Raw genomic sequence first — 24,737 nt, forward strand, 5'->3', positions numbered from 1 at the left:
GCGGGCGGTCTAAGTGTCGGAGCGCGGCTCGGCGTTGGGGCGTTCCTTTCGAGGGCGGTCGGGAGAGCGCTCGCGATTCGGGTTGCGTCGCTCCTGGCTCGGAGGCTCCGCTTCGGCGGGGGGAGCGATTTCGCGCGGTTCGACATCGATGGTTTCGTCTTCGCCTACGATGGCGCCGCCGAGGTCGATGGATCCGTCCATCGGGGGCGAGAGCAGTACGCGATCGCCTTCCTCCAGCCCGGAAACGATCTCGATGTACTTGTTGTTGAAGAGGCCGACCTCGACTTCCTTGGGGCTGGGGCCGCCGATGCCTTTGACGAAGCAGACTTGCTTACCCTTGATGGTGGTCACGCATTGTATGGGTACGGTAATTACGTCCTTGAGGTTGGTGACGACGATTTCCGCCTTGGCGGATACGCCTGGCTTAACGTCGGGGAGTTTGTCCTCGATGACGATTTCGGTGTCGTAGACCTTGAGGTTGGAGTTTCCGAAGGAGCTTTGCTGGTCGGGAAGTATCGCAATTTTGGTGACGCGGCCTTGGAAGCGGCTGTCGGGCATGGAGTCCAGGACGACGAAGGCGACTTGTCCGACCTTGAGTTGATTGACGTGGGATTCGTGGACTTTGACCACGACCTTCATGGCAGAGGTGTCGGGGATGGTGACGATGCTCTGGCGTTGGCGGATTTCGGCTCCTTCTTCGATGATGGACTCGCGGCTGTAGCGGCTGCTAGGCTTGGCGTAGACGATAAGGCCGTCTTGGGGAGCGCGGATGTTGGTGGACTCCATTTGCTCCTGCATCTTCTTGAGCTTCGCTTCGCTGAGGCCGAGCTTGCGTTCGGCTTTTTCGTAGTTGGCTTGGTTCTGCAGGATCTTGCTGTTGCCTTGGGTTTTGACGCGGTTGAGTTCCTCCTTGGCTTCCTCGAGCTTCGACCTGTATTCAGCTTCCAACTTCGCGAGGTCGTAGTCGGAGAGCATCTTCTTGACGCTTTTGGCCTTTTCGAGGCTGAGGGTCTGTTTAGTGACGGCGAGCTTGTCTCGGTCCAGGTTTCCTTTGGTCTCGAAGCCTTCGACGGTTAGCTTCTCCGACCAGTCCAGCTTTTCTTCGGCGAGCTTGAGGGATTCCTCGGCGGTGAAGACTTCGATCTGGGCGTTGCGCATTTCCTGTTCCTTTTCGATTTGCTCGAACTTTTGCAGGTCCATTTCGGCGAACTTGACGGCGAGCTCGGCGGAGCGGATGTCGCTCTCCACCTCGCTGCGGGTGATGGTGACGTCGGTCTTGGATTTAATGACGTCGGCCTTGTCGTCTTCGTAGCGAAGCAGTTGTTCGTTGAGGTCCTTTTCCGCTTCGGCGGTATCGAGTTGTACGATCAGGTCTCCCTTTTTCACGAAGGTCCCTTCTGGGATGATGTAGATGATGCGGGAGGTGCCGTCGACTTGGTTGCGCACGGTGACTTCCTTGACTGCCTGCAGGGAACCGCCTTCGACGATGCTGACGAGGAAGTCGGAGCGGGTGACGGTGTGGTAGTTGAAGGCGTCGCTGCTGGAATCGCCGCTGAACAGGGAGAAGAACAGGAGGGCGACGATGGCGGCGCCGGCGAGGGAGGTGGCGATGGGCCGTTGGCGGTAGCGCTTGGTCACGAACGAGCGGGTTTTCTGAATGAGCTCTTTGATCATGGCAGGTTTGGCTGAGGTTTGTTCCTTGGGCGTGTCGTTCATTTCTTATAGCTCGAAAAGTTGTTCTGGCGTAATGACGCTGCCATCGCTCTGGATCGTTTGGGAGAGCGATGCGGAGCGGTCGGTGGTGGAAAGGCTAACCTTGCTCGCGTCGGTTAACCAGAATCGTTCGGTATCCGTATCGATGATACCGATTTGGATGAGGAGCCCGAGGCGAGCTTCGAGGTAGTCGACGATGGCTCCGGTTTGGGCGTTTTGGGCGGAAATTAGGTTGTCCTGCGCGTCTTCGAGGTCGCGGTAGATGCCTTCGCCAGCTTCGATGGAGAGCTGGGCGCCGAGCACGCTTTTTTCGGCGAGGGCGACTGCGTTGGTTTGGATCTCGTAGTTTTGGCGGAGGCGTTCGAGGTTTTGGAAGCTTTCTTCGATCTGGGTGCGCAGCTGATCGAGGGTGAGGCTGAAGGAGCGGATCTCCGACTCGAAACCGATCAAGGCGCTTCTGTAGTTGTTGCGGCGCGACACGTCCCTGAAGGGCAGGTCGAGCGAGAGGCCTACGTCGCGGCGGACCCGATCGAAGTCGAATTGGTCGTAGCGATTGTCGTCGAGGCTGTCGACCGAGGCGCTGGCGGAAAAGCCGAGGCTCGGCTTGAGCTGGTTGGCGGCGATGATGGTCTTGCGTTTAACGTCTTCAAACTGGTCGATTTCGTTGAGCAGGGGGAGCCGGTATTGGGTGGCGAGCTGGAAGCCTTGGGCGGCTTCGAGCCCGTGCGGGATGAGCCCGCGGTCCTTGAGGGCTTCCATCTCGGAGTCTTGCAGGCGTATCTCGACGGTTTGGGCGAGGCCGAGGCTGATCTTGAAGCGGTCGAGGGAGTTGCGGTAGTTGACGATGGAATTGATATAGCGGTTCCGGGCGGAGAGCTCGGATTGTTCGGCGCGGTTGACGTCGAGGGCCTTGGCGCGGTCGACCGAGCGGGCCTTGAGGTACTCGGTGGACTTGATGCGGGACTGGTAGTTCTTGTATTCGTTGTAGACGGTATCCTTGCGCTGGAGGAGGCGGAAGTAGTCCATGACGATGGATACCATGAACTCGTTCTCGAAGTGGGCGAAGTCGCGGACGGCGTAGATCACGTCCCGCTGGGCTTGGGTGAGGCGTTCGGCGGCGACTTGCTTGCCGGCGCCGCGCAGCAAGGGCTGGGAGATGCTGAAGCTGAGGGCGGAGGAGAGGGATTCGCCGCTGGGGCTGGAGACGAAGCGCAGGATGTCGTTGGCGAGATTGAGGCTCAGGTTTGCTCCGGTGGCGAGGAGCAGGCCGACCCCGACGTCCGTCCCGATGGAGTCGGTTTTGACGCCGTCGGCGCTGACGCTGCGGCGCGCGGAGCTACGGGCGAAAAATTGAGGCCGGAAGGCGTGGCGTTGGCCGGTAAGGTTGAGGGCGGTGAGGTAGAGCCGCTCCTTGGCGCTCTGGTACTGTCGGCTGTTTTGGGTGGCGATGGCGATGCTGTCGGCCAAGCTGAGAGTGAGCTGTCCCTCGGCGCTGCGGTCCGCGAAGATTTCTTCGATGCGGACGTCTTTGGGGTTCCTTCCGGTGTACTCGGTCGCGATGGAGAAGTCGGAAGCTTCGCCGAAGATCTTCTGCTCGACTTGGGAGACGACCTGGTAGGCGGACTTGTCGGCCCGTTTGCGATAGGAGTGGCTTGTGCAACCAGTCCACGAGAGAACAGAGGCCAGGGTCACCCCTGCCACAATCGAACGGCTTACTTTTGAGGGTGAGTCCTTTTCCATGCTAGCAAGCGCAACTCTAGCAGAGGAAACCTTACCGCAGGGTTACCGCAGCCGCTCTTTGGCAGCTGCGAGCGAGCTTTTGCCGACGCGGCGTGCGGGTTCGTTGACAGCCTCGCGTGTTTGCTTTTTGGTGACAGTTCGCTTCGCCCCAACCCTTTCACCCCTAACGGAAGCGAACAACCCCGATTTAGACTATGAGACTTGGTAGATCCTTTTCCTTGCTGATCGCTGCTGCCTTACCCTGCTTGGAGGGATGGGCTGCGGCAGACTTTTCAACGGACGCTCCGGCTGACTGGGCAGTGGCGGACGCCATCGTGGAGGCGGTAGAGCTGCCGCGGATTCCGCAGCGAAGCGTTTCGATCGAGAGCTTTGGGGCGAAGTCGGGGAGCGTGGACGCTCGGCCGGCTATCCTCGCGGCGATCGAAGCCGCGAGCGCTGAAGGTGGAGGTCAGGTGGTGATCCCGCCCGGGGAGTGGCGGTGCCAGGGGCCGATCCATCTGCGAAGCCGGATCGAGCTACATATCTCGGAAGGGGCGACGTTGCTCTTTTCCGGCGAGGCGGCGAACTATTTGCCGGTGGTGAAAACGCGTTGGGAAGGAACGGAGCTCTATACTTATTCGCCGTTGATATACGCGCGGGACGTAGAGGATGTAGCGATTACGGGGACGGGAACGATCGATGGGAATGCGGAGAGCGAGTTCCTTGCTTGGTATACGAAAGCGGAAGCTGATGTCCATCGGCTACGGAAGATGGGCTTCGAAGGGGCTCCTGTGGAGGAGCGGCAATTTGGGGCGGGAACGTTCTTGCGTCCTCCAACGGTGCAGGTCTTTGGCGGCGAGCGTGTTTTTCTTTCTGGATACAAGGTGGTGAATTCGCCGTTTTGGGTGAATCACTTGGTTTACGTGAAGCACGCCACGGTGCGAAACTTGCGAATCGATAGCCACTTTCCGAACAACGATGGTATCGACGTGGAGTCGAGCTCGCTGGTCTTAGTGGAGGGCAACGTTTTTCGTACCGGGGACGATTCCGTGGTGATCAAGTCCGGTCGGGATCTGGATGGGCGCACGATTGGTATCCCCAGCACTCACATCGTGGTGCGCAACAACGATCTCGGAGGAGAGGACGGGATCGGGCTAGGCAGCGAAATGTCGGGTGGCATTAGCCATGTGTATTTCACGGATAACGTTTTGCGCAGCGGCATGTCCGCCTTTCGTTTCAAGTCGAATCTAGACCGAGGCGGCTTGGTGGAAAAGATCCGCTTGCGCAATTTCGAGGTCGGTTCCTTCGACACGCTTTTTTGGTTTCAGTTGAACTATCCGAGCAAGCTGGGAGGCAATTTCCCTGCGACTTACCGGGATATCGTTTTCGAGGATATGACGGTTGAGAAGGTAAAGGTGGTCTTCGAGGCTCATGCTCCGCAGGCTTCGCCGTTGCGAGAGGTGCTGTTTAAGAACATTCGTATCGAGAGCGTGGATACTCCTTTTATCGTGGAGAACGCGGTCGGCCTAGAGTTTGAAAACGTGCAGCTGGGCTCGCAGGTTATCGAGGGTACGCTCAGTTGGCGGGAGCGTTAGGTACGAAAAAGGGATGCCGGATGGCATCCCTTTTTGTGGATTGGAAATTGCGAGCTTTGTCGCTGGGGCGCGGATTGCGCTATTGGAGCAGCTTGCTGACTTCGAGTCCGGCGAGGATGAAGGGGCCAACTCCGTGGGGGCCGTTGTCGACGATCTCTTCGGTCATGTAGTAATGGAAGCTGCCGTCGCGGCCGAAGCCGAGTCCGGCTACCTTGCAGACGTCTTTTAGGCTGAGGGAACCGTCGGCGTGGAAGGTGATGAATTCGTCGATGATCCCTTGGTAGCCTTTGAGGACGGCGTCTTTGTATTTGTCGGACAAATACCCTTCGTTGATGGCCTTTGCCATGAAGTAGACGAACATGGAGCTGGCGGAGGACTCGGTATAGTTGGCGGGATGTTCCGGCTTATTGAGGACTTGGTACCAGGTTCCGGTCTCTGGGTCTTGGACGCCGAGGAGGGAATCGGCGACTTCTTCTATGAGCTTGACCATGGTTTTGCGCAGGTCCTTCTGGGATTCCGGAATGAAGTCCATGACGTCGACGAGGGCCATGCTGTACCAGCCGTAGCCGCGTCCCCAGAATTCTTCGGAGAGGCCGTTGGACGGATTGGCCCAGGACTGGGCTTTGGACTCGTCCCATCCGTGGTAGTAGAGGCCAGTCTTTGAGTCGCGCATGTGCTTGCGGGCGATTTCGAATTCGTGCACGGCGGTTTTCGTTTCCGCGCCGTTTTCGAAGAGCTGGCTGTAGTGGGCGAGGAAGGGCATGCCCATGTAGACCCCGTCGAGCCATAGCTGGCTGGGGTAGATTTGCTTGTGCCAGAAGGCGCCTTCCGAGGTGCGCGGATGATCTTCGAGCTGGGCGCGGAGGTGGTCGGAGGCGATCTTGTACTTTTGCTCCCCGGTGCGTTCCCAGAGGCGGAGCAGGTACTTGCCGGAGTTCACCATGTCGATGTTGTAGCTGCTCTTCTTGTAGCCGGTGATGGTTCCGTCGTCTTCGATGAAGGAGGCCATGACCTTGTCCGCGTAGCTGCGCAGGTCGGCCCGTTGGGCGGCGGCGGCGGTGTCGTCGATGGCTTGCATGAGCAGGCCGGTGGTGTAGGTCCAGTTGGCGGCGCGTTCGCGGTCTGGATCGAAGTTGTCGAGGGCGAGGCCGTAGCCGAGGCGTTTCATTTCCGACTCGGACATTTGCAGGCTGTAGGCGAGGGCTCGTTCGGCGGTGAGGGCGCCTTGCTTGTTGGCGAGGTCGAGCGTAGTGACAACTTCCTTACGAACGGGGATGGTGAGCTTTTCCATTTGGCGGTCGAGGAAGGCGATAAAGTCCGCTTTGCTCTTGATGCCGTTGGGTTCCTTTTCCCAGGTGGAGCAGAAATAGTAGTCGTAGCCGGTGTTGCCGGTTTCGACTACGGCGACGTAGTTCGCCTCGTCCTGGGTGACTGCTTCGAGGCTGCCTTTGCGGAAGAAGACGGCCATGCCGAGGTGGTCGTCGTTGAGGCTTTGCTTGCCCCAGCTGGCGATGTAGGTCCAGGCCCCGAAGTTGGAGATGTCGCGGTTGCCTTCGATGAGCTCGGTATTGGGGTGCTTGACGAGTCCGATGGCGATGGGGCCCGGGACTTCGCTGTATTCAAGATCCACATGCACGAGGTGGCTGCCCGCTTTCATGGAGAGGGTGGCGTCGAGGTCGACCTTCTTGTCGGCGATTTCCCAACCCTTGTACTTGATAGTGAATGACGATTGGAGGTGGCCGTTTTCCTTGATGCTGGCGTCCCAGCCGTCGACTTCGGAGACGATGTCCACGCCTTTTCCGTTCCAGTGGCCGTAGCCGCCGGTGCCGAGGGACTTGCCGACCTTGAGGGTGTCCATGCCCCAGTCGGCCAGGTGGTGGTAGGACTCGAAACCGTCCTGGCCGATCTTGTGCAAGGCGAGCTCGTGCTGGGTCTTGCTGAAGATGTCGAAGCCGTTGCGCTTATCGAGGTAGATGCGGTAGGCGACTTTGTCGGACTCGATGCCGAGGCCTTCGTAGCGAATGTAGAGGGAGTGGTCCTTGTGTTGGGCGGGAGGGGTGAGGCTTTGCACGTTTTCGAAGCCGGTGCCGCCTTCGTAGACTTGGCCGACCCACTTGCCGCCTACCGCCCGGGAAATTTCGGCTTGGGTACGCTTGGGGAAGGCATTGGCGTTCGCCACGGCGGGAGCGACCAGGATTTCGATGTCGCGGCTTTGGCCGGGGGCGAAGTCGAGACCCACGAGGAAGCGGTCGTAGTCGCCGTCGCCGTCGTCGTCGACGGATTGGCTGGGAAGGGAGAGCTCTCCCTCCATGGCTACGAGCTGTCGGGCCCGTTCGTCCTGCTTGCGCAGGCCGAGGTCGAAGAGGTCGAAGGAGATGACTTCGTCCAGGCGCTGGTAGTCGCTGGGGTTGGTCAACTGCACGCTGGCGATCGCTTCGTTGGAGGAAAGGGCGGCCGTCGCAAGAGTCGGCGCCATGAGGCAAGCCAATGAAATGGCCTTACACGTGTTAGGTTTCATGCTGTATTTTTAGGGTTCTGCTTTTTGGAAGTGGGGAGGGGGAACGCGGGAAAGGGGCTCAGCGAGTGTGCGTCTAGTGCGTCACGGGGTGATCTGAGTCGAAATGCTTTCTGTTTTCAATCGTTTTAGCGGACAAAATTTTTAGTTCCCAGTCGAAATGGGGCGAGGAGGGCGAGCCTGTTCGGAGTCACTGAGCAACTGAGAGTTACACCGGGCAAGCAGGTGCGTTCGGCGCCTCGCGCTCCTTGCCGCTCCGTGCGACCACGCAGAATCTTCTTGTCGGATGTGTGTAAAACAGTTTTATGAAAAGTATAACAGTAACAAAATGAGGCTCGAGTTCTGAAAGCGCGAAAGCGTGGAGGGGCGCGGCTTCTATTGTTTTTCCACTACCCAAAATCCCCAGGCGTTCCCTTTTTTTTGTAGCTGCGAGTTTGTATTTCCAGCGATCGAGGGAGGCTTGTTGAACCCCGAACAAGTTCATTCGTTATGAAACCAGACTACACCCAAGATCGTTCCCAGCGGCTGCAGCGCTACAGCGTTGCCCTTTCGGCGTTCTGCTTCGGCGGCGCGCTTTCCCTTTCCCACGCTCAAGAGAGCGAGGAGGAGGTATTTACGCTTTCGCCCTTCGAAGTGACAGCTGACAGCGACCAGGGCTACCGGGCGACCAGCACGCTAGCGGGCAGTCGCCTCAACACTTCGCTCAAGGACACGGGGGCGGCGATTTCGGTTCTGACGGCGGAATTCATCGAGGACATCGGTGCCACGAGCATGAAGGACGTGATCCTCTACTCGAACAATTCCGTGCCCGACTACGGGGATGCTGCTCCGAACTTCAACGGCAATCCCATGATCGGCAATGAGGAGTGGCAATTGCGGATCCGCGGTCTGCCGGCGAGCTACGCCCGCAACTACTTCGACTGGGAAACCTCATCGGACTTCTATAACGTGGAGCGCGTGGACCAGTCCCGCGGCCCAAACTCGATCCTATTCGGCTTCGGGTCGGCGGGCGGTATCGTCAATACAACTACGAAGTCGGCTTCCTTCGGCGATTTGAAGGACGAAGTCAGCTTTTCGGTAGGCAGCTGGGATCGCTTGCGCGGTACGGTGGACTTGAACCGTGTGCTGGTGGAGGACGTCTTTGCCATCCGCCTGAATGCGATGACGGAGGACAGCGAAGGTTGGCGTAACTTCGAGAGCTACGAAGCGGATCGCCTGCACTTGGCGGCCCGTTGGAAACCAAGTGAGAAGTCGATGTTGAAAGCGGAGTTCGAGACCGGTAAGGTGGAAGACAACGTGGCCCGGCCTTGGCTAGTGATTGACCAGGCATGGGCTTGGCGCGAAGCGGGACGCCCCACTTACGACGGGGCTCAATGGGACTGGCCGGTGAGCGATTCGATCCGCCAGACTTGGAGCGAGCACCTCGTCTACGTCGAGAACTCGGGCGAACTGATGAACTGGCAAAGCATGCCGTTCACCTATCTGGCGAACCAAAGCTGGGGCCACCTCGAGATGACGGAGGAGAACTTGCAGCTCTTTCCCTTCGAGACGAACCCTGGCGGTCCTGGTGCCCAGCGTTTCACGGATTATGATACTTATACGGTCAACTACGAATTGCAGGCTTCCGACGATCTGTATTTGGATTTATCATACAATCACCAAAATAGCGAGTTTCTCGGCTACGATCCAAATGGCGGAAACCTTTCCCGTTACGGCTACATGGGCGACGCCACAAATATCTGGGGCGATGCCAGCAACTGGCTGCCGACTTGGGACGCCAATCCTTACGCAGGGCAGCTTTACATCGAGAATAACTGGACACGCCGAACCAATACCACGGACATCGACAATCTGCGGGCTACGGCTGCCTACAGTTTCGAGACCGGTGAGTTCGCGAACCACCGTTTCGCGGTGATGGCCCAACGCTCTTGGCGCGAGTATTTGAATCGTGAGGACGCGGAAGTGTTCGAAGGCGCGCCTTTTGCGGTCGATTGGGACGAAGCGAGCGGCTACGCGGAGTTCGACTCCAATCGCGTTTTCCGTCGCTACTATTTCGAGGAAGGAAACTCCAGAGATATCCGTGCCTCGAGCTGGCAAACGCCGATCGTAGGGATGGTTGATCCCGTTTCCGGCGCGAGCTTGACCTCGGGATGGGCGCCGAACCAAGAGATCAACAATTCCGACCAAACGCAGGACACCTTGCTGGCTGCCTTGCAGAGCTATTTCTTCGAGGGGGATCTTGTTACGACATTCGGATTCCGTAGCGACTCGCTCGACTATACGAGCTTCGGTTCGACTCGTGACAGCGGCGGTAGGTATATCCTTGATACGGCGAACGTAACAAAGGAGAGCTTCAGCGCCGACACCTCGACGATCGGCGCCGTCTATCACTTGACCGATAAGGTTTCGATCTATGCCAATAAGTCCAACACGCGTCAGCTTCCATCGGTGAACCAGAGGATTATCGGCGGAGGGCTGCCTCCTATGCCGGAAGGATCCGGCACCGACATCGGACTGAAATTCGACCTGATGGAGGGGAAGCTGTATGCGAACTTCAACTACTATGAAACGGACTACGAGAATACCTCGGAGTGGGGAAATATCCAGGCGGACGTTACGAATCGCAACAACACCTTCCTTCGGGCCTTTTTTAATTCCGACTTGATCACGGCTGCGGAGCGCGACGCGCGTATCCTCGATGCGAATGCCTATCTCGAAGACCGCTTCTCCAAGGGGTGGGAGTTGGAGGTCATCGCCAATCCCACCGATAACTGGCGGGTTTCGTTCAACTTCTCCAAGACGGACGTCGTGAAGGACAATATCATGTCCGAAGTCGATGCCTGGGCGGCCGAGAACACGGCCTATTGGCTCGAGGTGGCGGGCGCCGACTACAATTTTGGCGGCGGGGACTGGGATACGCTCGGCAACCATATCGGTTGGATGATGGACGGTATCGACGAGGCGACCTCCTTCAACGGCCAGCCGGCTCGGGGAGAGCGCGGCTACGGCACGAGCTTGTACACGAACTACAAGTTTAGCGAGGGCGGCTTGAAGGGACTTTATGTCGGCGGTGGCGCTCGCTATCAGGATACGAACGTGATCGGCATGGTCGGCGGGGAGTTGATTGAAGGGGAAAACCTTTTCCTAACGGACTTTTCGGCTGGATACGAGTTCACTCGCGATCTTTTCGGGAAGCCAACGGATATCGAGATTCAGCTCAATGTATCCAATCTTCTAGACGAAGATCAGCACCAAGTTTACACGGTTGCCTGGTGGGATTCCAGTCGCCCCGAGCGCGTCGGTTTGCAGGAGCCACGCAAGGTGATGCTCACGACCCGCTTCTCCTTCTAGCTCGTTTTCAGGCAGGCAAATCCATTGACGGGGCGACAGCTGCGAGAGAGCATGCCGTCCCCATAGGCCCACTACGCACCGATACACAAGATGTCAGAACTTAGCGATAATCCGGAACCCACCTTCGTCCCAGCGGCGACGCGCGTAAAGGGGGAGGGCGAGGACCGGGTGACCAAGGCCGAGGACAAGGTCAAGTTTAGCGAAAAGTCCGCCTTGGGCTTGGGATACTTTTCCCAGTTCTTCGGCAATATTGCGGTGAACAGCTTCGCGGTACCGGTCTATCAGATGACCTTGGCCTTGAATCCCGTATTGTTGGGAGTGGCCCTTTCAGTGCCGCGCCTATGGGATGCGTTTACCGATCCCTTGATGGGCTTCGTGTCGGACAATTTGCATACCCGCTGGGGACGTCGCCGCCCCTTGATCGTGATCGGAGCGGTTCTGCAAGGCTTGGCCTTCGGCTTGATCTGGATGGTGCCGGGCGGTTTGAGCGAGAGTTGGATGGTCGGCTACCTGATCACTACGCTCATCATCTACTACACTTGCTACACGGTCTTCTCGGTTCCGCTGACGGCGTTGACCTTGGAGATGACCCCCGACTACAAGGAGCGCACGAGGGTGATGGCGTTTTGCGGCTTCTTCAGCAAGGTGGGCGAGGCTGGCTACCAGTGGTTGTTTTTCCTGGCGTCCCTGCCGTTCTTCATAACCGCCGCGAAATGGTGGGGGTCGTCGGAAGAGGAGCTTTTCGGCATTCGCGCCGTGGGCTGGCTGGTGGGGATCGTGATCCTGGCCGGTTTCGGCATGATACCCGGATTCTTCGTGAAGGAACGCTACTACGCGAAGGTTACCAGCAAGCAGAACAAGGTGAAGTTTTGGGTCTCGGTGAAGCATTCCCTGCGCAACCGAGCGTTTGTAGTGCTGATCTCGCTCACGGCTCTCCAGATAGTGGCAGGCATGTTCGCTTCCAGCACGGACTATTACCTGATCGTTTACTACATGTTCGACGGCGATATCGCGGAAGGTTCTAAATGGAAGGGTATCCTCTCTACTGGATACGCGGTAGTGGGAATGCTTTCCTTGTATCCGGTCAATTGGCTGGCCAACAAGTTCGGCAAGCGTACCGCGCTCGCAATTATCTTCGGCATGGTATTCGTGGGCTCGATTGGCAAGTGGGTGCTCTACACGCCCGGCAATCCTTGGAAGATCTTGATCGACCCGATCTTCTGCGGCCCGATCTGGATCGCCATTACGGTGCTGCTGCCGTCGATGGTGGCGGACGTTTGCGATGACGACGAATTGCGGCACGGGCAGCGCCGCGAAGGAATGTTTAGTTGCGTGTATCTTTGGGTGCAAAAGGTGGGCTACTCCGCCTCTATCCTCGGTATGGGCTTGGCTCTGCAGATCTCCGGGTTCAACGCGGAGCTCGGCGGCGAGCAGAGCGATGAGAGCATCCTGACGCTGCGGCTGTTCCTGTCGATCTCGACGGCGGTATGGGCCTTGCTCGCGATGGTGGTCCTCGTATTTTATCCCTTAACCAGACAGAAGGCCTACGACATTCGAGACGCCCTCGAAGAGCGACGCGGCGCTGTATAAGCTGAGATGAAGAAATCGGAAAAAGGTAGTTCGAAGGCGGATACGCCAGCAAAGAAGGTCACCATCTACGACCTCGCTAAGCATACAGGCTTTTCACCAGGCACGGTGAGTCGCGTGTTGAACAACCGTGACCGCGTGAAGCCTGAGACCCGCGACGCTATCCTCAAGGCAGCGAAGGAGCTGGACTTGAAGCCGCAGGTTTCGGTGCGCTCGCGCCAAGTGGCGATCTTGAGCGATCCGAAGTTCACGGACCGGGTGGAAGGTTACGCGGCAACCCTGACGGCGCACCTTTCGTTCGCGTTCTCCAAGCGGAAGATCGGCGTCGTGTTGCCGACGGATCCTTTCGAGGAGTTGCCCGGATTGTTCCTCGATGGGATCGTGGCGGTGACCTACGATACGAAGCTGCTCGAATTTCTCAAAAGCATCGAGAAGCGCTTGCCTGTCGTCTACATGGATAAGTTTGAGGTAACGGATAAGCAGTACCGAGTCTATTCGGACCACTACAATTCCGGCTACTTGGCGGCGAAGCATTTCATCGATTGCGGCAAGAAGCGACTCGCTTGCTTCGGCGGCGAAGGGCCGGGGTTTGCAGAACGCTTGAAAGGCTACCGAGCGGCGATCGAGGAGGCCGGGCTCGAGGTGGACGAGCGCTTGTTCGTGCCGGCAAGCTCTGGAAACGATCCTGCCGTGGTGACGCGCCTCGTGCGAAGCGGGGTGGATTGTATTTACGTTCCGGGTACGAGCTTACAAGCGATGGAGTGTATCCATTTGCTTAGCTACGTGATGGGGCTGCGCGTCCCGGAAGACATTTCGATTATCGGTGGCGAGAACGAGGGGATTTCGGAACTAATCATTCCGCCGCTAACGGCTATCGAAGAACCGCTCCGCGATATGGCGGAGGCTGCTGTAACTATGTTGGATCGACTTACTCTGGGTGAGACTGTCGATACGCATTCAGTCAAAATGCCAGTCCGCTTGATCGAGCGCAATTCCGTGTGACGGGATCTCGAGGGCGGCTGCTGCTTTTTACAATACTATGAGACGTAACAGTCAAAATTTAGAGAGCGGTTGGCTCTTTAGGAGAATGGACTGCTCGGATGACTGGGAGCCAGTCTATCTGCCGCATAGCCCTTTCGTATCCGATCTCGATGGCCAGAAGCGCTGGCATGGGCTCTGCGAGTACCAGCGTAAGGTAAAAGTCGATACGCCGGAGTCTAGGTGTCGGTACAAGCTCTACTTCGGCGCTGCGATGCATACGGCTCGGGTCCTTCTGGACGGGCAGGAAGTGGGGAGCCATTCTGGCGGCTACCTGCCTTTCGAGATCGACGTAACCGCTCAGCTAGTGGATGGAGAGGAGCATGTCTTGCAAGTGATCTTGGATAATCGCGACAACGAGGAGGTCCCGCCCGGGAAGCCGATCGGGGAACTCGATTTTTGCTATTACGGCGGCTTGTATCGCAAGGTCGAGCTACGGACCTGCGCGGACCTGTACGTTACCGATGCGGTAGCTGCGAACGCGGTCGCGAGCGGCGGGATTTTCGTGCGGACATTGGCTGCGAGCGAAGAGGCGGCCACTTTGGCGGTCGGCGTGCATATCGGTAATGAGAGCGCGGAAAGCAGGGAGTTTGATTTGGCCTACCGGATTATCGAGGAGAACGGACTCGTGGTGGCGGAGGGACGCCGCTCTGGACTTTCGGTTGAAGCCGCAGCGACGCGTTCCGAAGAGTTTGATATTGGCCTTGAATCACCGAAGCTCTGGAGCATCGAACTCCCGCAATTGCATTGGATCGAGGTCGATGTGCTAGAGGGTGGTGAGTTGCGCGACAGGACGCGGGAACGTTTTGGGGTACGTTGGATCGAGGTGTCGCGCAGCGGCGGCTTGACAGTGAATGGAAGCCGAGTTCGCCCACGTGGGGTGAATCGGCACCAGGATTATCCAAGAATCGGATACGCGTTGTCGGATGCGGCGCAGTACCGCGATGCGAAGCGGATCAAGGAGTCGGGTTTCGACTACGTGCGCTTGTCGCACTATCCGCAGTCGCCGGCGTTTTTGGACGCGTGCGATGAGCTTGGGATATTGGTGATGAACTGTATTCCCGGTTGGCAGTATTTGGGGGGCGAGGCGTTTCGCGCCGCCTGCTATCGCAATGCTCGTGAGCTGATCCGCCGCGATCGCAATCATCCTTGCGTGGTGTTTTGGGAGTTGTCGCTCAACGAGACGGCTATGGATGATGAGTTTATGGATACGCTTCAGGCTATTGGACATGAAGAGTATCCGGGGGACCAGATGTTTGTGTGTGGGTGGCTGGATCGCTTTGACGTGTATATCCACTCCAGGCAGCATGGGCAGATCCACAGTTGGGAGAATGGCGATAAAGCTTTGGTGATTGCCGAGTACGGTGACTGGGAATTCTATGCTGCGAACGAAGGCTTCGACCAGAAAACCGGTTCTGGTTTGCTGGAGGAGTCGAGCAATAGTCGGGCGTTTCGTGGGGCAGGTGAGCAACGTCTGCGTCAGCAAGCCCGCAATCATATCGTGGCCTTGAACGACACCTTGAGCTCTCCGGCGGTGACGGATGGTTTGTGGTCCATGTACGATTACCCGCGTGGGTATCATCCGACTCGTGCGGCTTGCGGAGTGATGGACGTGCACCGCTTGCCGAAGTATTCCTACTTCTTCTACCGCAGCCAACGTGGCTTTGCGGAAGGTGGTGGTTCCGCATGGGATGGGGGACCGATGGTGTATATCGCTTCTCGTTGGGTGGAGGATTCGATTTTGGATGTGCTAGTGTTCAGCAATTGCGAAGCAGTATCGCTGACGCTGAATGGCAGGAGTCTAGGCACGCAGCGATTGGCGGCGGTAGGCGGCGAGCAGCAGCTTCCCAGCAAGCCCTTTGTTTTTTCGATCCCAGCTTTCGAAGCGGGTACTCTGGAGGCGGTCGGTTCGCTGGGAGGCGAGGTCCTAGCGCGACATTCGGTCTCAACGCCAAAGGAACCTGCATCGCTCGTCTTGAACGTGGACGACTGTGGCGTGAGTGGAAGTTTGGATACGACGGACGTACTCTTTGCCCACGCTCGCGTCATCGATGCGAGGGGGACTTTGTGTAAGCTGTCTTCGCCAAGGATCCGCTTTGCCGTTTCGGACGGCGCTGAAATTGTTGGCCCTTTGGATGTGTCGGCTGAATCTGGAATCGCGTCCGTGGTCGTTCGTCGTCCGGCTGGCTGCGATTCGTTTCAGGTACGGGCGGAGAGCGAGGGTTTGGTCGAGGCGTCAGTGGAATACAAGGTAGCGGAAGCCGATCCAGTCGTTACCAGTCAGGAAAACGAGAAGGAGTTGAAAGTATGAAAGTTAGAAACGTTTTGTCGTTGGGAATCGCCTTTGCGGCAGGCTTCCTTTGTGCGGATGCGGAGGTTTTCTATTTTGGGAACGATCTTTCCTACGTGAACCAGATGGAGGACTGCGGTGCGGTGTTCCGTGAGGGCGACGCAGTGGTGGATCCCTTTGTAAACATGGCGGAGCATGGAACGAATCTGGTGCGAGTACGCTTGTGGAACGATCCGTACTGGCAGGAAGACATCCCGCGCGCGACTGAGGCGGTGAAAGCCCAGTACAGCAATTTGGAGGACGTGACCAAAACGATACGCCGTTCCAAGGAAGCTGGCATGGCAGTCGCTCTCGATTTCCATTTTTCCGACTTTTGGGCGGATCCCGGTAGGCAGGTGATTCCTCGGGATTGGGGCGACGTGGCGGCGGACGACGATGCCTTGGCGCAACGACTTTATGAATACGTGGTCGCGGTTTTGGACGGCCTCGATGCGGACGGACTGATGCCGGAAATCGTGACCTTGGGGAACGAGTCGAATTCCGGGATCCTCTTGCAGGATGAGTTGCATGTGCACCGCAAGCCCAACGGGTTTATGGAGATAGAAGGCGGAGGGACCTGGCGCGATTCGGACGAGCGTTTGTCTAAGCTTTGGAATGCGGGGATCCGCGCCGTGCGGGAGTGCGGCCAGCGCTCTGATATCGATCCGAAAATAGCGCTGCATGTGGCGGATCCGAATGCGATGCTGTCCTTCTTTGATCGCATGACGCGGATTGGGATCACTGATTTCGATTTAGCGGGCATCTCCTATTATTATGCCTGGCACAAGGGATCGATCCGGGAAATGGGCGACATCCTTCGCGCCTTTAAAGCTAAGTATCCACAATATGGATCCATCGTTCTGGAAACGGGGTACCCGTGGGATACAGCCAACATCGATGGGCTGGCGAACATCATTTCCGATCCCGATCCGCAGTACCTACCCTTGAGCCCGGAAATGCAGCGTCGCTACTACGTGGATCTGACCCAAGAGGTCATCGACGCTGGAGGAGTTGGAGTGGTGGTTTGGGAACCGCTCTGGGTTTCCACGCCGTGCCGCACTCCGTGGGGCACGGGGTCCTCGCACGAGCACGTGGCTTATTACGACCACCGCGACAATAACAACCTGCACGCGGGAGGCACGTGGATGGAGGCCGACTATACTGGCCTTCGCGTCGCGCGGCCTGTGGCGGTCTCCAACTTTAGCGGAGCGCAGGAGGGCCGGGTCGAAGTGGCATTTGGCGTGAGTCCCGGCAGCGAATACCAGATCGAGCGCTCGGACGATTTGCGCGACTGGAAGGCCTCAGGCAGTCTGCGGCCGCAGAGCGAAGGCGAAGCGATTTTCACCATCGAGCTCGACGAGAAAGGGAGCAGCTTTGCTCGCGTCTGGAAGCTAGGGGAGTGAGGCTGTCTAGCGTCGCCTTAGGCGGAAGTCGTAGCGCTGAGCTTGAACCGGTGCTGCGGTGGCCGCGTGGCGGGACGGCAATCGACCTTCGGGAAGTCGAACGTAAAACGAAACCAACACGTGTTAGGGCTTGACTTTGCCGGGTCGAACGATGGATGGTTTTAAACCATGAGCTCTACCTACCCCGCTGGAGAAAAGGATTGTCGCTTCGATTGCGTATCGCTGGGCGAAGTGATGTTGAGATTTGATCCCGGCTGCGAACGCATTCGTGAAACGGAAAACTTTCACGTGTGGGAAGGGGGCGGCGAGTACAATGTGAGTCGCAGCCTGAGTCGGTGCTTCGGTATGAAGACGACCGTGGTTACGGCCTTGGTGGACAACGAGATCGGCCGCCTGCTGGAGCGGTTGATCGAGAAGGGGCGGGTCGACACGAGCTTCATCCGCTGGATTCCATTCGACGGGACGGGCATGAAGGCTCGCAACGGTTTGAACTTCACGGAACGCGGTTTCGGTCTGCGGGGGGCGATCGGCGTCTCGGATCGCGGGCACACGGCGGCCGCTTCGATGCAGGCCGGCGATGTCGATTGGAAGGAATTGTTTGAGCGGCAAGGGGCGCGTTGGCTGCACGTAGGCGGCATTTTTGCGGCTTTGGGGCCGGGCACTGCGGAGCTGACCTTGGAAGCATGTCGCGCGGCGAAGGCGGCGGGCGCGGTGGTGAGCTGCGACTTGAACTACCGGAGTTCGCTGTGGGAGCGGGACGGCTTCGATGCGGCCAAGGTGCAGGAGACCTTGCGGGCGGTGGTGGCCCATACCGATTACCTGCTCGGGAGCCAATTCGATTACGAGAAGTGCTTGGGCTTGGCTTTCACCGAGCGAGCGGAAGGAAGCCCTTTGAGCGACGAAGCGCTTTTTCGGGCCAGTTCTCCGTTGGTGGCGGAGCGCTTTCCGAATCTGCGGGCCCTGGTGATGACCTTGCGCAAGGTGAGGAGCGCCAGCGTGAACGACTGGGCAGCCATTGGTTTGCAGGATGGCCGTTTCGTTTACAGCCGGGAATTCCAGCATTTGGAGATCCTCGATCGAGTCGGGGGCGGTGACGGCTTTGCCAGCGGCTTGATCTATGGCCTGATGCGCTATGGGGAGCTTTCGACGGCCTTGGACTATGGCATCGCTCACGGGGCCCTTTCCATGACGACGCCCGGCGACACCTCGATCGCTACTTTGCGGGAAGTGGAAAGCCTGCTGTCGAGCGTGCCTGACGTTGAAGGTGCAGCCTTGCGGACCGCTGGGTAGGTGCGGAGCGGGAGCCTGCTAGAGATTGCGGTCGGGGTCGCAGTTTAGGTTGGCAAACTCGTGTTGGATCGTTTGATTGTACGGCTTCACCCGAGGCTTAACCCCTGCACCCCGAATGAATAGAAGAAACTTCGTCAAGACCTCCCTCTATGCGAGCAGCTTGCTCAGCTTCCCCTCGATCACGTCCTTGTCGGCCAAGCCGGGCAAGGCCGCCAAACTCAACGTCGCCTACATCGGCGTGGGAGGGCACGGGGTACATGCGGCCCAAGGAAACCGTTCGGAGAACACCGTCGCCTTTTGCGATGTCGATGATCGTCGGGCAGCGGAGACGTATTCAATGTTTCCTGACGTGCCGCGCTTTCGGGACTTTCGGGTGATGTTCGACCGGCTTGGCAAGGGAATCGATGCGGTGGGCATTACGACGCCGGACCATACCCATTTTCCTATTGCCATGGAGGCGATGCAGCGTGGCTACCATGTTTATTTGGAGAAGCCGATGGCTCATACGATCGAGGAAATCCGCACCCTGCGAGCGGCCGCTAAGAAGTACAAGGTGACCACCCAGCTGGGAGTGCACGGCCACAGCTTCGCGGGACTGCGCGTGCTCAAGGAGTGGCTGGACGCGGGAGTCGTGGGCGAGGTTACGGAGGTCCATCTGTGGACGAACCGACCTAAGGAGCGCGATTTCCATACCTACGAAGCGGATGCTCCGGAGGAGCCGATTCCGGATGGAGTGGATTGGGATCTGTGGCTCGGGCCGGCCCGCTACCGTCCCTTCAATAATATCTACCTGCCTTTGAGTTGGCGAGGCTGGTGGGACTTCGGCAATGGTCCCTTGGGCGATATCGGAGCCCACATGTGGGACGTGCTGGAATTTTGTTTCGAGCTAGGGGCCCCGCAGACGGTTTCGGGGATCAATCCGCGTATGTCGGAAGTGGGTACGCCGCGTTGGTGCAAGGTCGATTACCGCTATGGAGCGAAGGGCGGCCGCAAGCCGATAAGGGTGCAGTGGTATAGTGGCGTAAAGGATGGGCAGCCGCATTTGCCTGAGAACCTTCGGTTTTGGCCGGAAGGCGATCCCTTGAAGGAGAGCGCCGGTATGTATTTTGTGGGTACGGAAGGGGCCTTGTACTTTCCAGACATGCGAGCCAAGTCTGCCCCCTTGGTTTTGCCGGAGGCGCGTTGGAAGGACTTTCGCAAGAACCTGCCGCCGAAGAGCCTGCCGCGCATCAAGGGCAGCCACTACAACGAGTTTTTCAATGCGATCAAGGAAGGTCGCCGCGCCAATGCCGACTTCGAGTACGGGGCGGCCTTGAACGAAGGGGTCTTGCTGGGGAATCTCGCCTTGAGAACGGGCAAGACTATCCAGTGGGACAACGAGAACATGCGGGCCATCGGGGTGCCGGAAGCCGATCGGTACATCCGTTCGCCGGAGCCGCGCGAAGGTTGGAAGTATACGTTGTAGGAGCTTGCGGCGTGTGAGGGCGCGCTGGTCACGCGATTGCAAGAAAGGATTGATTATTGAACCGTCGATGAGAGCGTCTTCTCAGAGTTGAGGCCCGTTTTGCAGTCCGCTTGTGTCGCGCGCGTGAAATTTGGATACATTGCTCGTAGCCCAAGCATCTTCGTTGTAGTCGCCGGATATGTGAAGGTCGCTGACGCGGGCTCCTTGTACGTCGTCGAGTAGGATTGCGGGCCGGGCGTCGTAGCTGATGGCCCGGAACTCCACACCGCGCAGCTGCAGGTTTTTGACGTGGCGGGCGAACATGCCCCAAGCGGGCATCGTTCCGAAATTGTAGGGGTCCGGGTAGTCGCGCTCGAACTCGGGAACGATGCGTTGAGCCTGTGCGGCGGTGCCTCCGCCGCGGTAGTGAAATTGCAGGTTTGATAGGACTAGGTCTTCGATGGGGTGGCCTTCGAGGCCGGCCATGATGATTCCGTGTTCGGGAGCGACGTTCCAGGCGGTGACGTTGTCGATGAGGATTCTGGAGACGGTGCCGGGGCCGGTGGCGTCGGGGTTGCGCAGGCGGGCTCCGAGGCGGATGAAGATGGGCGCGTTTTGCACGTCGCGCATGGTGATATTGGATACGGTGATATCTTCCAGTACGCCACCGTCTACTTGCTCGAAGGCGAGGCCGCGGCAGTGGTCGAAGGTCGTATTCGAAATTGTGATATTGCGGAAGCCGCCGCCCGCTTCGGTGCCGAGCTTGATGCGGCCGTGCGGGCCGCCTCGCGTTTTCCAGGTGCGTTTGCGGGTGCCGTCGTAGAGGGTGCCCTCGTCGTAGCCGCTGACGGCGCAATTGGTTATGGTGACGTTTTCGGTGGTGCGTGGCCGGCCGAGCGCGTGCGAGGACTTGAGGCAGATGGCGTCGTCCCAAGGCGAGTTGACGGAAGTGTTGGAGATCCGGACATTTTGGCAGGCGTCGATGTCGATGCCGTCGCGGTTGGTGTCGATGAGCAGGTTGTCGATAGTGAGGTTGTCGACCTCGGTGGTGATGATGGCGAAGTGTCCGCCATGCAGGATGGTGAGGTCGCGCATCGTAACGTTGCGACAGCTCAGCAGGGCGATGGCTTTGTTGGCGATTCCATCGGCGAGGGTGTCGCGAGCGTTGGGGTGACCGAAGGGGCCGGGCACGATATCGGGACGGTGGAGGATTTCGAAGTCGCCATCGGCTGCTAGAACGTCTGGCAAGAGGCCATCGATAGCGGGTGGTGGCGGGGATCCATATGGCGCTGCGTGAGGACCGTTGCCACGGCTAAGGCCTCGCCCGAAGATCTTGCCGGGGCCGAGGATGGAAACGCCTTCTAGGCCCTCGCCCCAGATGAGGCTGTTGCGGAAGTGGGAGTGTCCAAAATCCTGATACTGGTTCCATGCGTTGGGCTCGGGAGCGTCGTAGCCTCGGTCCGCGGTCGGCTCGGCGGCGATAAGAGTTGCCCCAGCATCGATCTTGAGGGTGATGTTGCTTTTAAGTCGCAGGGTGTAGGAAAGGTAGTCGCCGGCCGGCAGTAGCACGGTGCCGCCTCCGTTTGCCGCCGCAGCGTCGATAGCTGCGTTGATGGCGTCGCTGTCGATCGTTTGGCCATCCCCTTTCGCCCCGTAGTTCTTGACGTTGTAGACTGAGGCTGGGGCTAAGGTTGCGGCATTTATGATGAGGAGAGTAAGGAGGATTCGAAGGGAGTAGGTCGTTTGCATTTTGCGGAGTTGGTTCATAGGGCGGGGAGGTCTATGGCGTAGAGGGCTTGGGTACGGATATCGAAGGGAAATTCGAATTCTTCGGAATCACTGTGGATTTCGAATTCTGCGAGGATGAGCTGCGAGTTCGAGGGGATCAGGTTTCGGCTTAGCTGAAACGTTTCGACGAGGTGTTTCGCAAGGTCTCGGGAGACGGGCGGCATATCGTTTCGAATTTGGACAAGGTGCGGCGAGCCGTTGGTGTCGATCAGGCAGCGGACGCTAAGCCGCTTAGGACGATCCTCTATTTTGAAGGAACGCTTAAGCCATTCCGTATCCAGGCTTTGGATGCTTAGGGAGTAGTGATCGCTCTGGATTGGAGTCTTGGAAAGTTTTTCGCTGGAGTCGATGGCTTTGAGGCAAGCCTCCGCTTGGTAGTATTGGAGCATCCAGTCGAGGGGCCAGATCCCTTTTGCGATATGCGTTTCGTCGAGTCCTTGCTCGAGGGCTTGGTGCAGGATCGGAGCCAGATCGTGGGATGCGATCGCGATAAGGGTTTCGTCGAGGGCTTGAGAAGAGAGATTTAGGGTAGCTCCGTTTTCCATGAGCTTGGCAGCTACTTCGGGAGCGTCGAAGAGAGTCGCGAACATGAGTGGCGTTAGGCCGTGGGGGCCTTCTTTGTTTGAGTCCGCTCCTTGCTCGATAAGGCAGGCTGCCGCTTCCTTCTGTTGTCGTACGATGGCGTACTGTAGGGCGGTGTGTCCGGCTAGGTTTATGGATTCTAGGTTCGCTCCGTGGTCAAGCAGCCAGCAGACGGCGGGGATATTGCCGTAACCGGCTGCCAGCAAAAGAGGTGTGTTTCCATTCTCGTCGGGTAAATCGACAGGGGCTCCTTTCGCATGCAATTGAGCTAGGATCGCAGGGCTGATAGAGGGGGCGACACTGTTTATGAAAGTGGAATTATGGTTAACCGTTTTAATTAAGGGTAGGATGAGTTGTCCTGCTAAGTCGGCTTGCTGATCTTTTAAAGTTGGTTGCAAAAAGTAGTCTATTTCGTGGGCGATCTGAGCGAGATTGGCACCGTTCTGCACCAGTACTTTTGCAATGTCATAACGTTTGAGGATTAAGCTGCTGGTGAGCAGGCTCCCAGGATTCGGGAGTTGCGATTTCTTTGATCTGTTCTCTAGGAGCAGTTCGAATGTTTTAGTGTAGCCGTTCGTGATGGTGGCATTGAGGGAGCTGCGGAGAGATGTTCCGGGGAATTCGGATTCCAGTTTATATCGTCGAGAATCGATTGGGAATATTTTTTCCGCTGGATCGGCTCCGGCGCGTTGCAAGTAGTCTGCGGTGTCGATTTGCCCGTGGAAGGCGGCGATGTAGAGTAAGTAGTTCTTTAGGTCGGCCAGAGCGTTTTTTCGCAATGAGATGCGGGGTAACTGTTTTTCTAATACGTCTATTCGTCCGTTGCGGGCGGCTCGCCGCAAGATCGATATTTGGTCGGAGGGATTGTCCCAAGTCTCCGGCAGTGGATAGAGCTGGGTTAGCATACGAGACTTGGTGGCGACGGGAATGGGACCGTCGAGTCCGTAGGCGATCAGGTAGGGCGCTTTTTCCGAAAGTTCGCTTTCCGAAATAGACGGGAAGTGAATTGTTTTCGTAATGGCTTTCTCGGGGAGTTGCCTCGCGTCGATAAATGCGTGGAGCTGGTAGCTGTCGCTGCTCTTGAAGGAGATGAGGAAGGCGACGATTTGATCGCTGGAATTTGGCCAGACCTCGAGCGCTTCGTCTTGATCTATGTATGTGTAGACAATGGCCCCGGGAGCGTCGTTCGGAGAGGTTCGGGTACTTGAAACTCTTTTCCGAAAGCGTTCAGGTTGGTAGAGGAGCTGTTCCTTGGAGGTCTTCCGCTGGAGGGCGATGCGCGAAGTGTCCTTCACGAAGACTTTCCTGCTGTCGGGGCCGATGTAGTACAGCGAGATGGAATTTTCTTTGAGCTCGATTCCAGCTATGGGAGTACTGCTGCCCGAATCGTCTCGGTATTCGAGCTGGAGTGGAGAGGATTCGTGTTGCGTTTCGTTCTGGGCGTGTCCTGGGAACGATAGTAGGGAGCAGGCCAGGAGGGCGGTTTTCGTTCCTCTGAACAAGGTGCGAAACCAGAGGGGGCGAGGGTACAGCATGAGGAGGATTTTGAGTGGCGCCGCTTCTTAGGCGAGGGCAAAAAATGTCATAGCTTCTTCGGTTTGGAAATTCGCTACGTTCGATTCCTGCCTTGAGGTGAGAAAGCTCTTTGTAGAGCCGGGTAAATGCGGCGTACCAGCGAACGTCTAACCTTATGCAGGACGAAGGGAACGGGCTAGTTTTCGTAGGTCTCCTTGTAGGCTTTGGCGAGGGCGTGGAAGTCGTGGCCTTGGGCGGCGATGTAGTTGTTGATAATGCCGCGGTATTTGTGGGCCCATTGGAGCTGGAGCTTGGGTTGGATCTCGAGCATCGCATTTTCGCGCATCTCTTCAAGCAGGCCGACGATGTGGGCGCGTTCTGGATACGAGAGGTCCGGAGCAAGGCGGTCGAAGCGCTGCAGCTCGAGGTGGTACCAATCGCCGGTGAGGCCGTCCTTCACGCGGTCTACTCGGCCGGGGGCCATGAGGGAATTGAGTTGGGCGACGTAGGCGTCGCGTAGGGCGATGGCGAAGCGGCGGTGGGTTTTCCAGGCGTCGGCGGTTTGCTGGTGGATTTCGGGCGCGGCGTCGCTGGGTTCGCCGCTGGCTGCGAGCGCGGCGCTGCGTTGGGCGTCGAGGGTCGCGAGCTCGCGTAGGTAGTTGGCGGTCAGCTCAATGGCGCGTTGGGTTTGCTCCTCGTCCATGAAGCGCATGGGCTTGACGATGGCGCTCGCTTGTTCCGTGGGCAAGGCCGCGTCGGCGGCTTGGCTGGCTGGCGAGAAGCCGAGCAAGGCGGATGCGAGGAGTGCGGTGAAATTTCGTTTGTTAAGCATTTTATGTATGTTGGTTTGATTTGAAATATTGAGTGG

The 24,737-nt window shown here is 58.0% G+C and carries 14 protein-coding genes; 8 read left to right on the forward strand and 6 right to left on the reverse strand.

Annotation, left to right across the window (positions count from 1 at the left end):
- Nucleotides 1–9: 9 nt before the first annotated feature.
- The gene (locus QEH57_RS00715) at nucleotides 10–1,716 is read right to left on the reverse strand and encodes an efflux RND transporter periplasmic adaptor subunit (RefSeq protein ID WP_309004739.1); all 1,707 of its coding nucleotides are present in this window, start codon (nucleotides 1,714–1,716) and stop codon (nucleotides 10–12) included.
- 3 nt (nucleotides 1,717–1,719) lie between these two features.
- Entirely contained in the window at nucleotides 1,720–3,453 is a 1,734-nt protein-coding gene (locus QEH57_RS00720; protein WP_309004740.1) for a TolC family protein, read from the reverse strand.
- A 194-nt stretch (nucleotides 3,454–3,647) separates the two neighbouring features.
- On the opposite strand from QEH57_RS00720, the gene QEH57_RS00725 reads away from it, so the two are divergent.
- On the forward strand, nucleotides 3,648–5,027 hold the full coding sequence (locus tag QEH57_RS00725) for a glycoside hydrolase family 28 protein (RefSeq protein WP_309004741.1): 1,380 nt from the start codon (nucleotides 3,648–3,650) through the stop codon (nucleotides 5,025–5,027).
- Between the two features lie 79 nt (nucleotides 5,028–5,106).
- Here the strand turns inward: QEH57_RS00725 and QEH57_RS00730 are convergent, their stop codons facing one another.
- Nucleotides 5,107–7,545 (reverse strand): glycoside hydrolase family 88 protein, encoded by a 2,439-nt coding sequence (locus tag QEH57_RS00730; protein ID WP_309004742.1) that lies wholly within the window; start codon nucleotides 7,543–7,545, stop codon nucleotides 5,107–5,109.
- Nucleotides 7,546–8,031: 486 nt separating this feature from the next.
- Between QEH57_RS00730 and QEH57_RS00735 the strand changes: the two genes are divergently transcribed.
- The 7 genes from QEH57_RS00735 (at nucleotide 8,032) to QEH57_RS00765 (ending at nucleotide 20,005) form a co-directional block, all read left to right on the forward strand.
- Nucleotides 8,032–10,893 (forward strand): TonB-dependent receptor plug domain-containing protein, encoded by a 2,862-nt coding sequence (locus QEH57_RS00735; protein ID WP_309004743.1) that lies wholly within the window; start codon nucleotides 8,032–8,034, stop codon nucleotides 10,891–10,893.
- A 90-nt stretch (nucleotides 10,894–10,983) separates the two neighbouring features.
- Nucleotides 10,984–12,483, forward strand: a complete 1,500-nt coding sequence (locus tag QEH57_RS00740) for an MFS transporter (RefSeq protein WP_309004744.1) — start codon at nucleotides 10,984–10,986, stop codon at nucleotides 12,481–12,483.
- Between the two features lie 6 nt (nucleotides 12,484–12,489).
- Nucleotides 12,490–13,482, forward strand: a complete 993-nt coding sequence (locus tag QEH57_RS00745; protein WP_309004745.1) for a LacI family DNA-binding transcriptional regulator — start codon at nucleotides 12,490–12,492, stop codon at nucleotides 13,480–13,482.
- Between the two features lie 85 nt (nucleotides 13,483–13,567).
- Nucleotides 13,568–15,829 (forward strand): glycoside hydrolase family 2 TIM barrel-domain containing protein, encoded by a 2,262-nt coding sequence (locus QEH57_RS00750; RefSeq protein ID WP_309004746.1) that lies wholly within the window; start codon nucleotides 13,568–13,570, stop codon nucleotides 15,827–15,829.
- Nucleotides 15,826–17,250, forward strand: a complete 1,425-nt coding sequence (locus tag QEH57_RS00755; RefSeq protein ID WP_309004747.1) for a glycosyl hydrolase 53 family protein — start codon at nucleotides 15,826–15,828, stop codon at nucleotides 17,248–17,250. Before QEH57_RS00750 ends, QEH57_RS00755 begins: the two co-directional genes overlap by 4 nt.
- A gap of 168 nt (nucleotides 17,251–17,418) precedes the next feature.
- Nucleotides 17,419–18,540, forward strand: a complete 1,122-nt coding sequence (locus tag QEH57_RS00760; RefSeq protein ID WP_309004748.1) for a sugar kinase — start codon at nucleotides 17,419–17,421, stop codon at nucleotides 18,538–18,540.
- A 115-nt stretch (nucleotides 18,541–18,655) separates the two neighbouring features.
- Nucleotides 18,656–20,005 (forward strand): Gfo/Idh/MocA family oxidoreductase, encoded by a 1,350-nt coding sequence (locus tag QEH57_RS00765; RefSeq protein WP_309004749.1) that lies wholly within the window; start codon nucleotides 18,656–18,658, stop codon nucleotides 20,003–20,005.
- A gap of 81 nt (nucleotides 20,006–20,086) precedes the next feature.
- Here the strand turns inward: QEH57_RS00765 and QEH57_RS00770 are convergent, their stop codons facing one another.
- The 3 genes from QEH57_RS00770 to QEH57_RS00780 form a co-directional block, all read right to left on the reverse strand.
- The gene (locus QEH57_RS00770) at nucleotides 20,087–21,733 is read right to left on the reverse strand and encodes a glycosyl hydrolase family 28-related protein (protein WP_309004750.1); all 1,647 of its coding nucleotides are present in this window, start codon (nucleotides 21,731–21,733) and stop codon (nucleotides 20,087–20,089) included.
- A 14-nt stretch (nucleotides 21,734–21,747) separates the two neighbouring features.
- The gene (locus QEH57_RS00775) at nucleotides 21,748–23,889 is read right to left on the reverse strand and encodes an ankyrin repeat domain-containing protein (RefSeq protein ID WP_309004751.1); all 2,142 of its coding nucleotides are present in this window, start codon (nucleotides 23,887–23,889) and stop codon (nucleotides 21,748–21,750) included.
- A gap of 176 nt (nucleotides 23,890–24,065) precedes the next feature.
- Nucleotides 24,066–24,701: a DUF3826 domain-containing protein gene (locus QEH57_RS00780; RefSeq protein WP_309004752.1), complete on the reverse strand. Its 636-nt coding sequence runs from the start codon at nucleotides 24,699–24,701 to the stop codon at nucleotides 24,066–24,068.
- Between the last annotated feature and the right edge of the window lie 36 nt (nucleotides 24,702–24,737).

The sequence above is a fragment of the Pelagicoccus sp. SDUM812005 genome, assembly GCF_031127875.1.
Classification (GTDB): Bacteria; Verrucomicrobiota; Verrucomicrobiia; order Opitutales; family Opitutaceae; genus Pelagicoccus.

What these genes read in the sequence shown, in the direction of transcription:
- QEH57_RS00780 (WP_309004752.1), bottom strand. Translation starts at nt 24,701, where the DNA reads ATGCTTAACAAACGAAATTTCACCGCACTCCTCGCATCCGCCTTGCTC.
- QEH57_RS00715 (WP_309004739.1), bottom strand. Translation starts at nt 1,716, where the DNA reads ATGAACGACACGCCCAAGGAACAAACCTCAGCCAAACCTGCCATGATC.
- QEH57_RS00760 (WP_309004748.1), top strand. Translation starts at nt 17,419, where the DNA reads ATGAGCTCTACCTACCCCGCTGGAGAAAAGGATTGTCGCTTCGATTGC.
- QEH57_RS00770 (WP_309004750.1), bottom strand. Translation starts at nt 21,733, where the DNA reads ATGCAAACGACCTACTCCCTTCGAATCCTCCTTACTCTCCTCATCATA.
- QEH57_RS00740 (WP_309004744.1), top strand. Translation starts at nt 10,984, where the DNA reads ATGTCAGAACTTAGCGATAATCCGGAACCCACCTTCGTCCCAGCGGCG.
- QEH57_RS00735 (WP_309004743.1), top strand. Translation starts at nt 8,032, where the DNA reads ATGAAACCAGACTACACCCAAGATCGTTCCCAGCGGCTGCAGCGCTAC.
- QEH57_RS00725 (WP_309004741.1), top strand. Translation starts at nt 3,648, where the DNA reads ATGAGACTTGGTAGATCCTTTTCCTTGCTGATCGCTGCTGCCTTACCC.
- QEH57_RS00745 (WP_309004745.1), top strand. Translation starts at nt 12,490, where the DNA reads ATGAAGAAATCGGAAAAAGGTAGTTCGAAGGCGGATACGCCAGCAAAG.
- QEH57_RS00750 (WP_309004746.1), top strand. Translation starts at nt 13,568, where the DNA reads ATGGACTGCTCGGATGACTGGGAGCCAGTCTATCTGCCGCATAGCCCT.
- QEH57_RS00755 (WP_309004747.1), top strand. Translation starts at nt 15,826, where the DNA reads ATGAAAGTTAGAAACGTTTTGTCGTTGGGAATCGCCTTTGCGGCAGGC.
- QEH57_RS00720 (WP_309004740.1), bottom strand. Translation starts at nt 3,453, where the DNA reads ATGGAAAAGGACTCACCCTCAAAAGTAAGCCGTTCGATTGTGGCAGGG.
- QEH57_RS00775 (WP_309004751.1), bottom strand. Translation starts at nt 23,889, where the DNA reads ATGCTGTACCCTCGCCCCCTCTGGTTTCGCACCTTGTTCAGAGGAACG.
- QEH57_RS00765 (WP_309004749.1), top strand. Translation starts at nt 18,656, where the DNA reads ATGAATAGAAGAAACTTCGTCAAGACCTCCCTCTATGCGAGCAGCTTG.
- QEH57_RS00730 (WP_309004742.1), bottom strand. Translation starts at nt 7,545, where the DNA reads ATGAAACCTAACACGTGTAAGGCCATTTCATTGGCTTGCCTCATGGCG.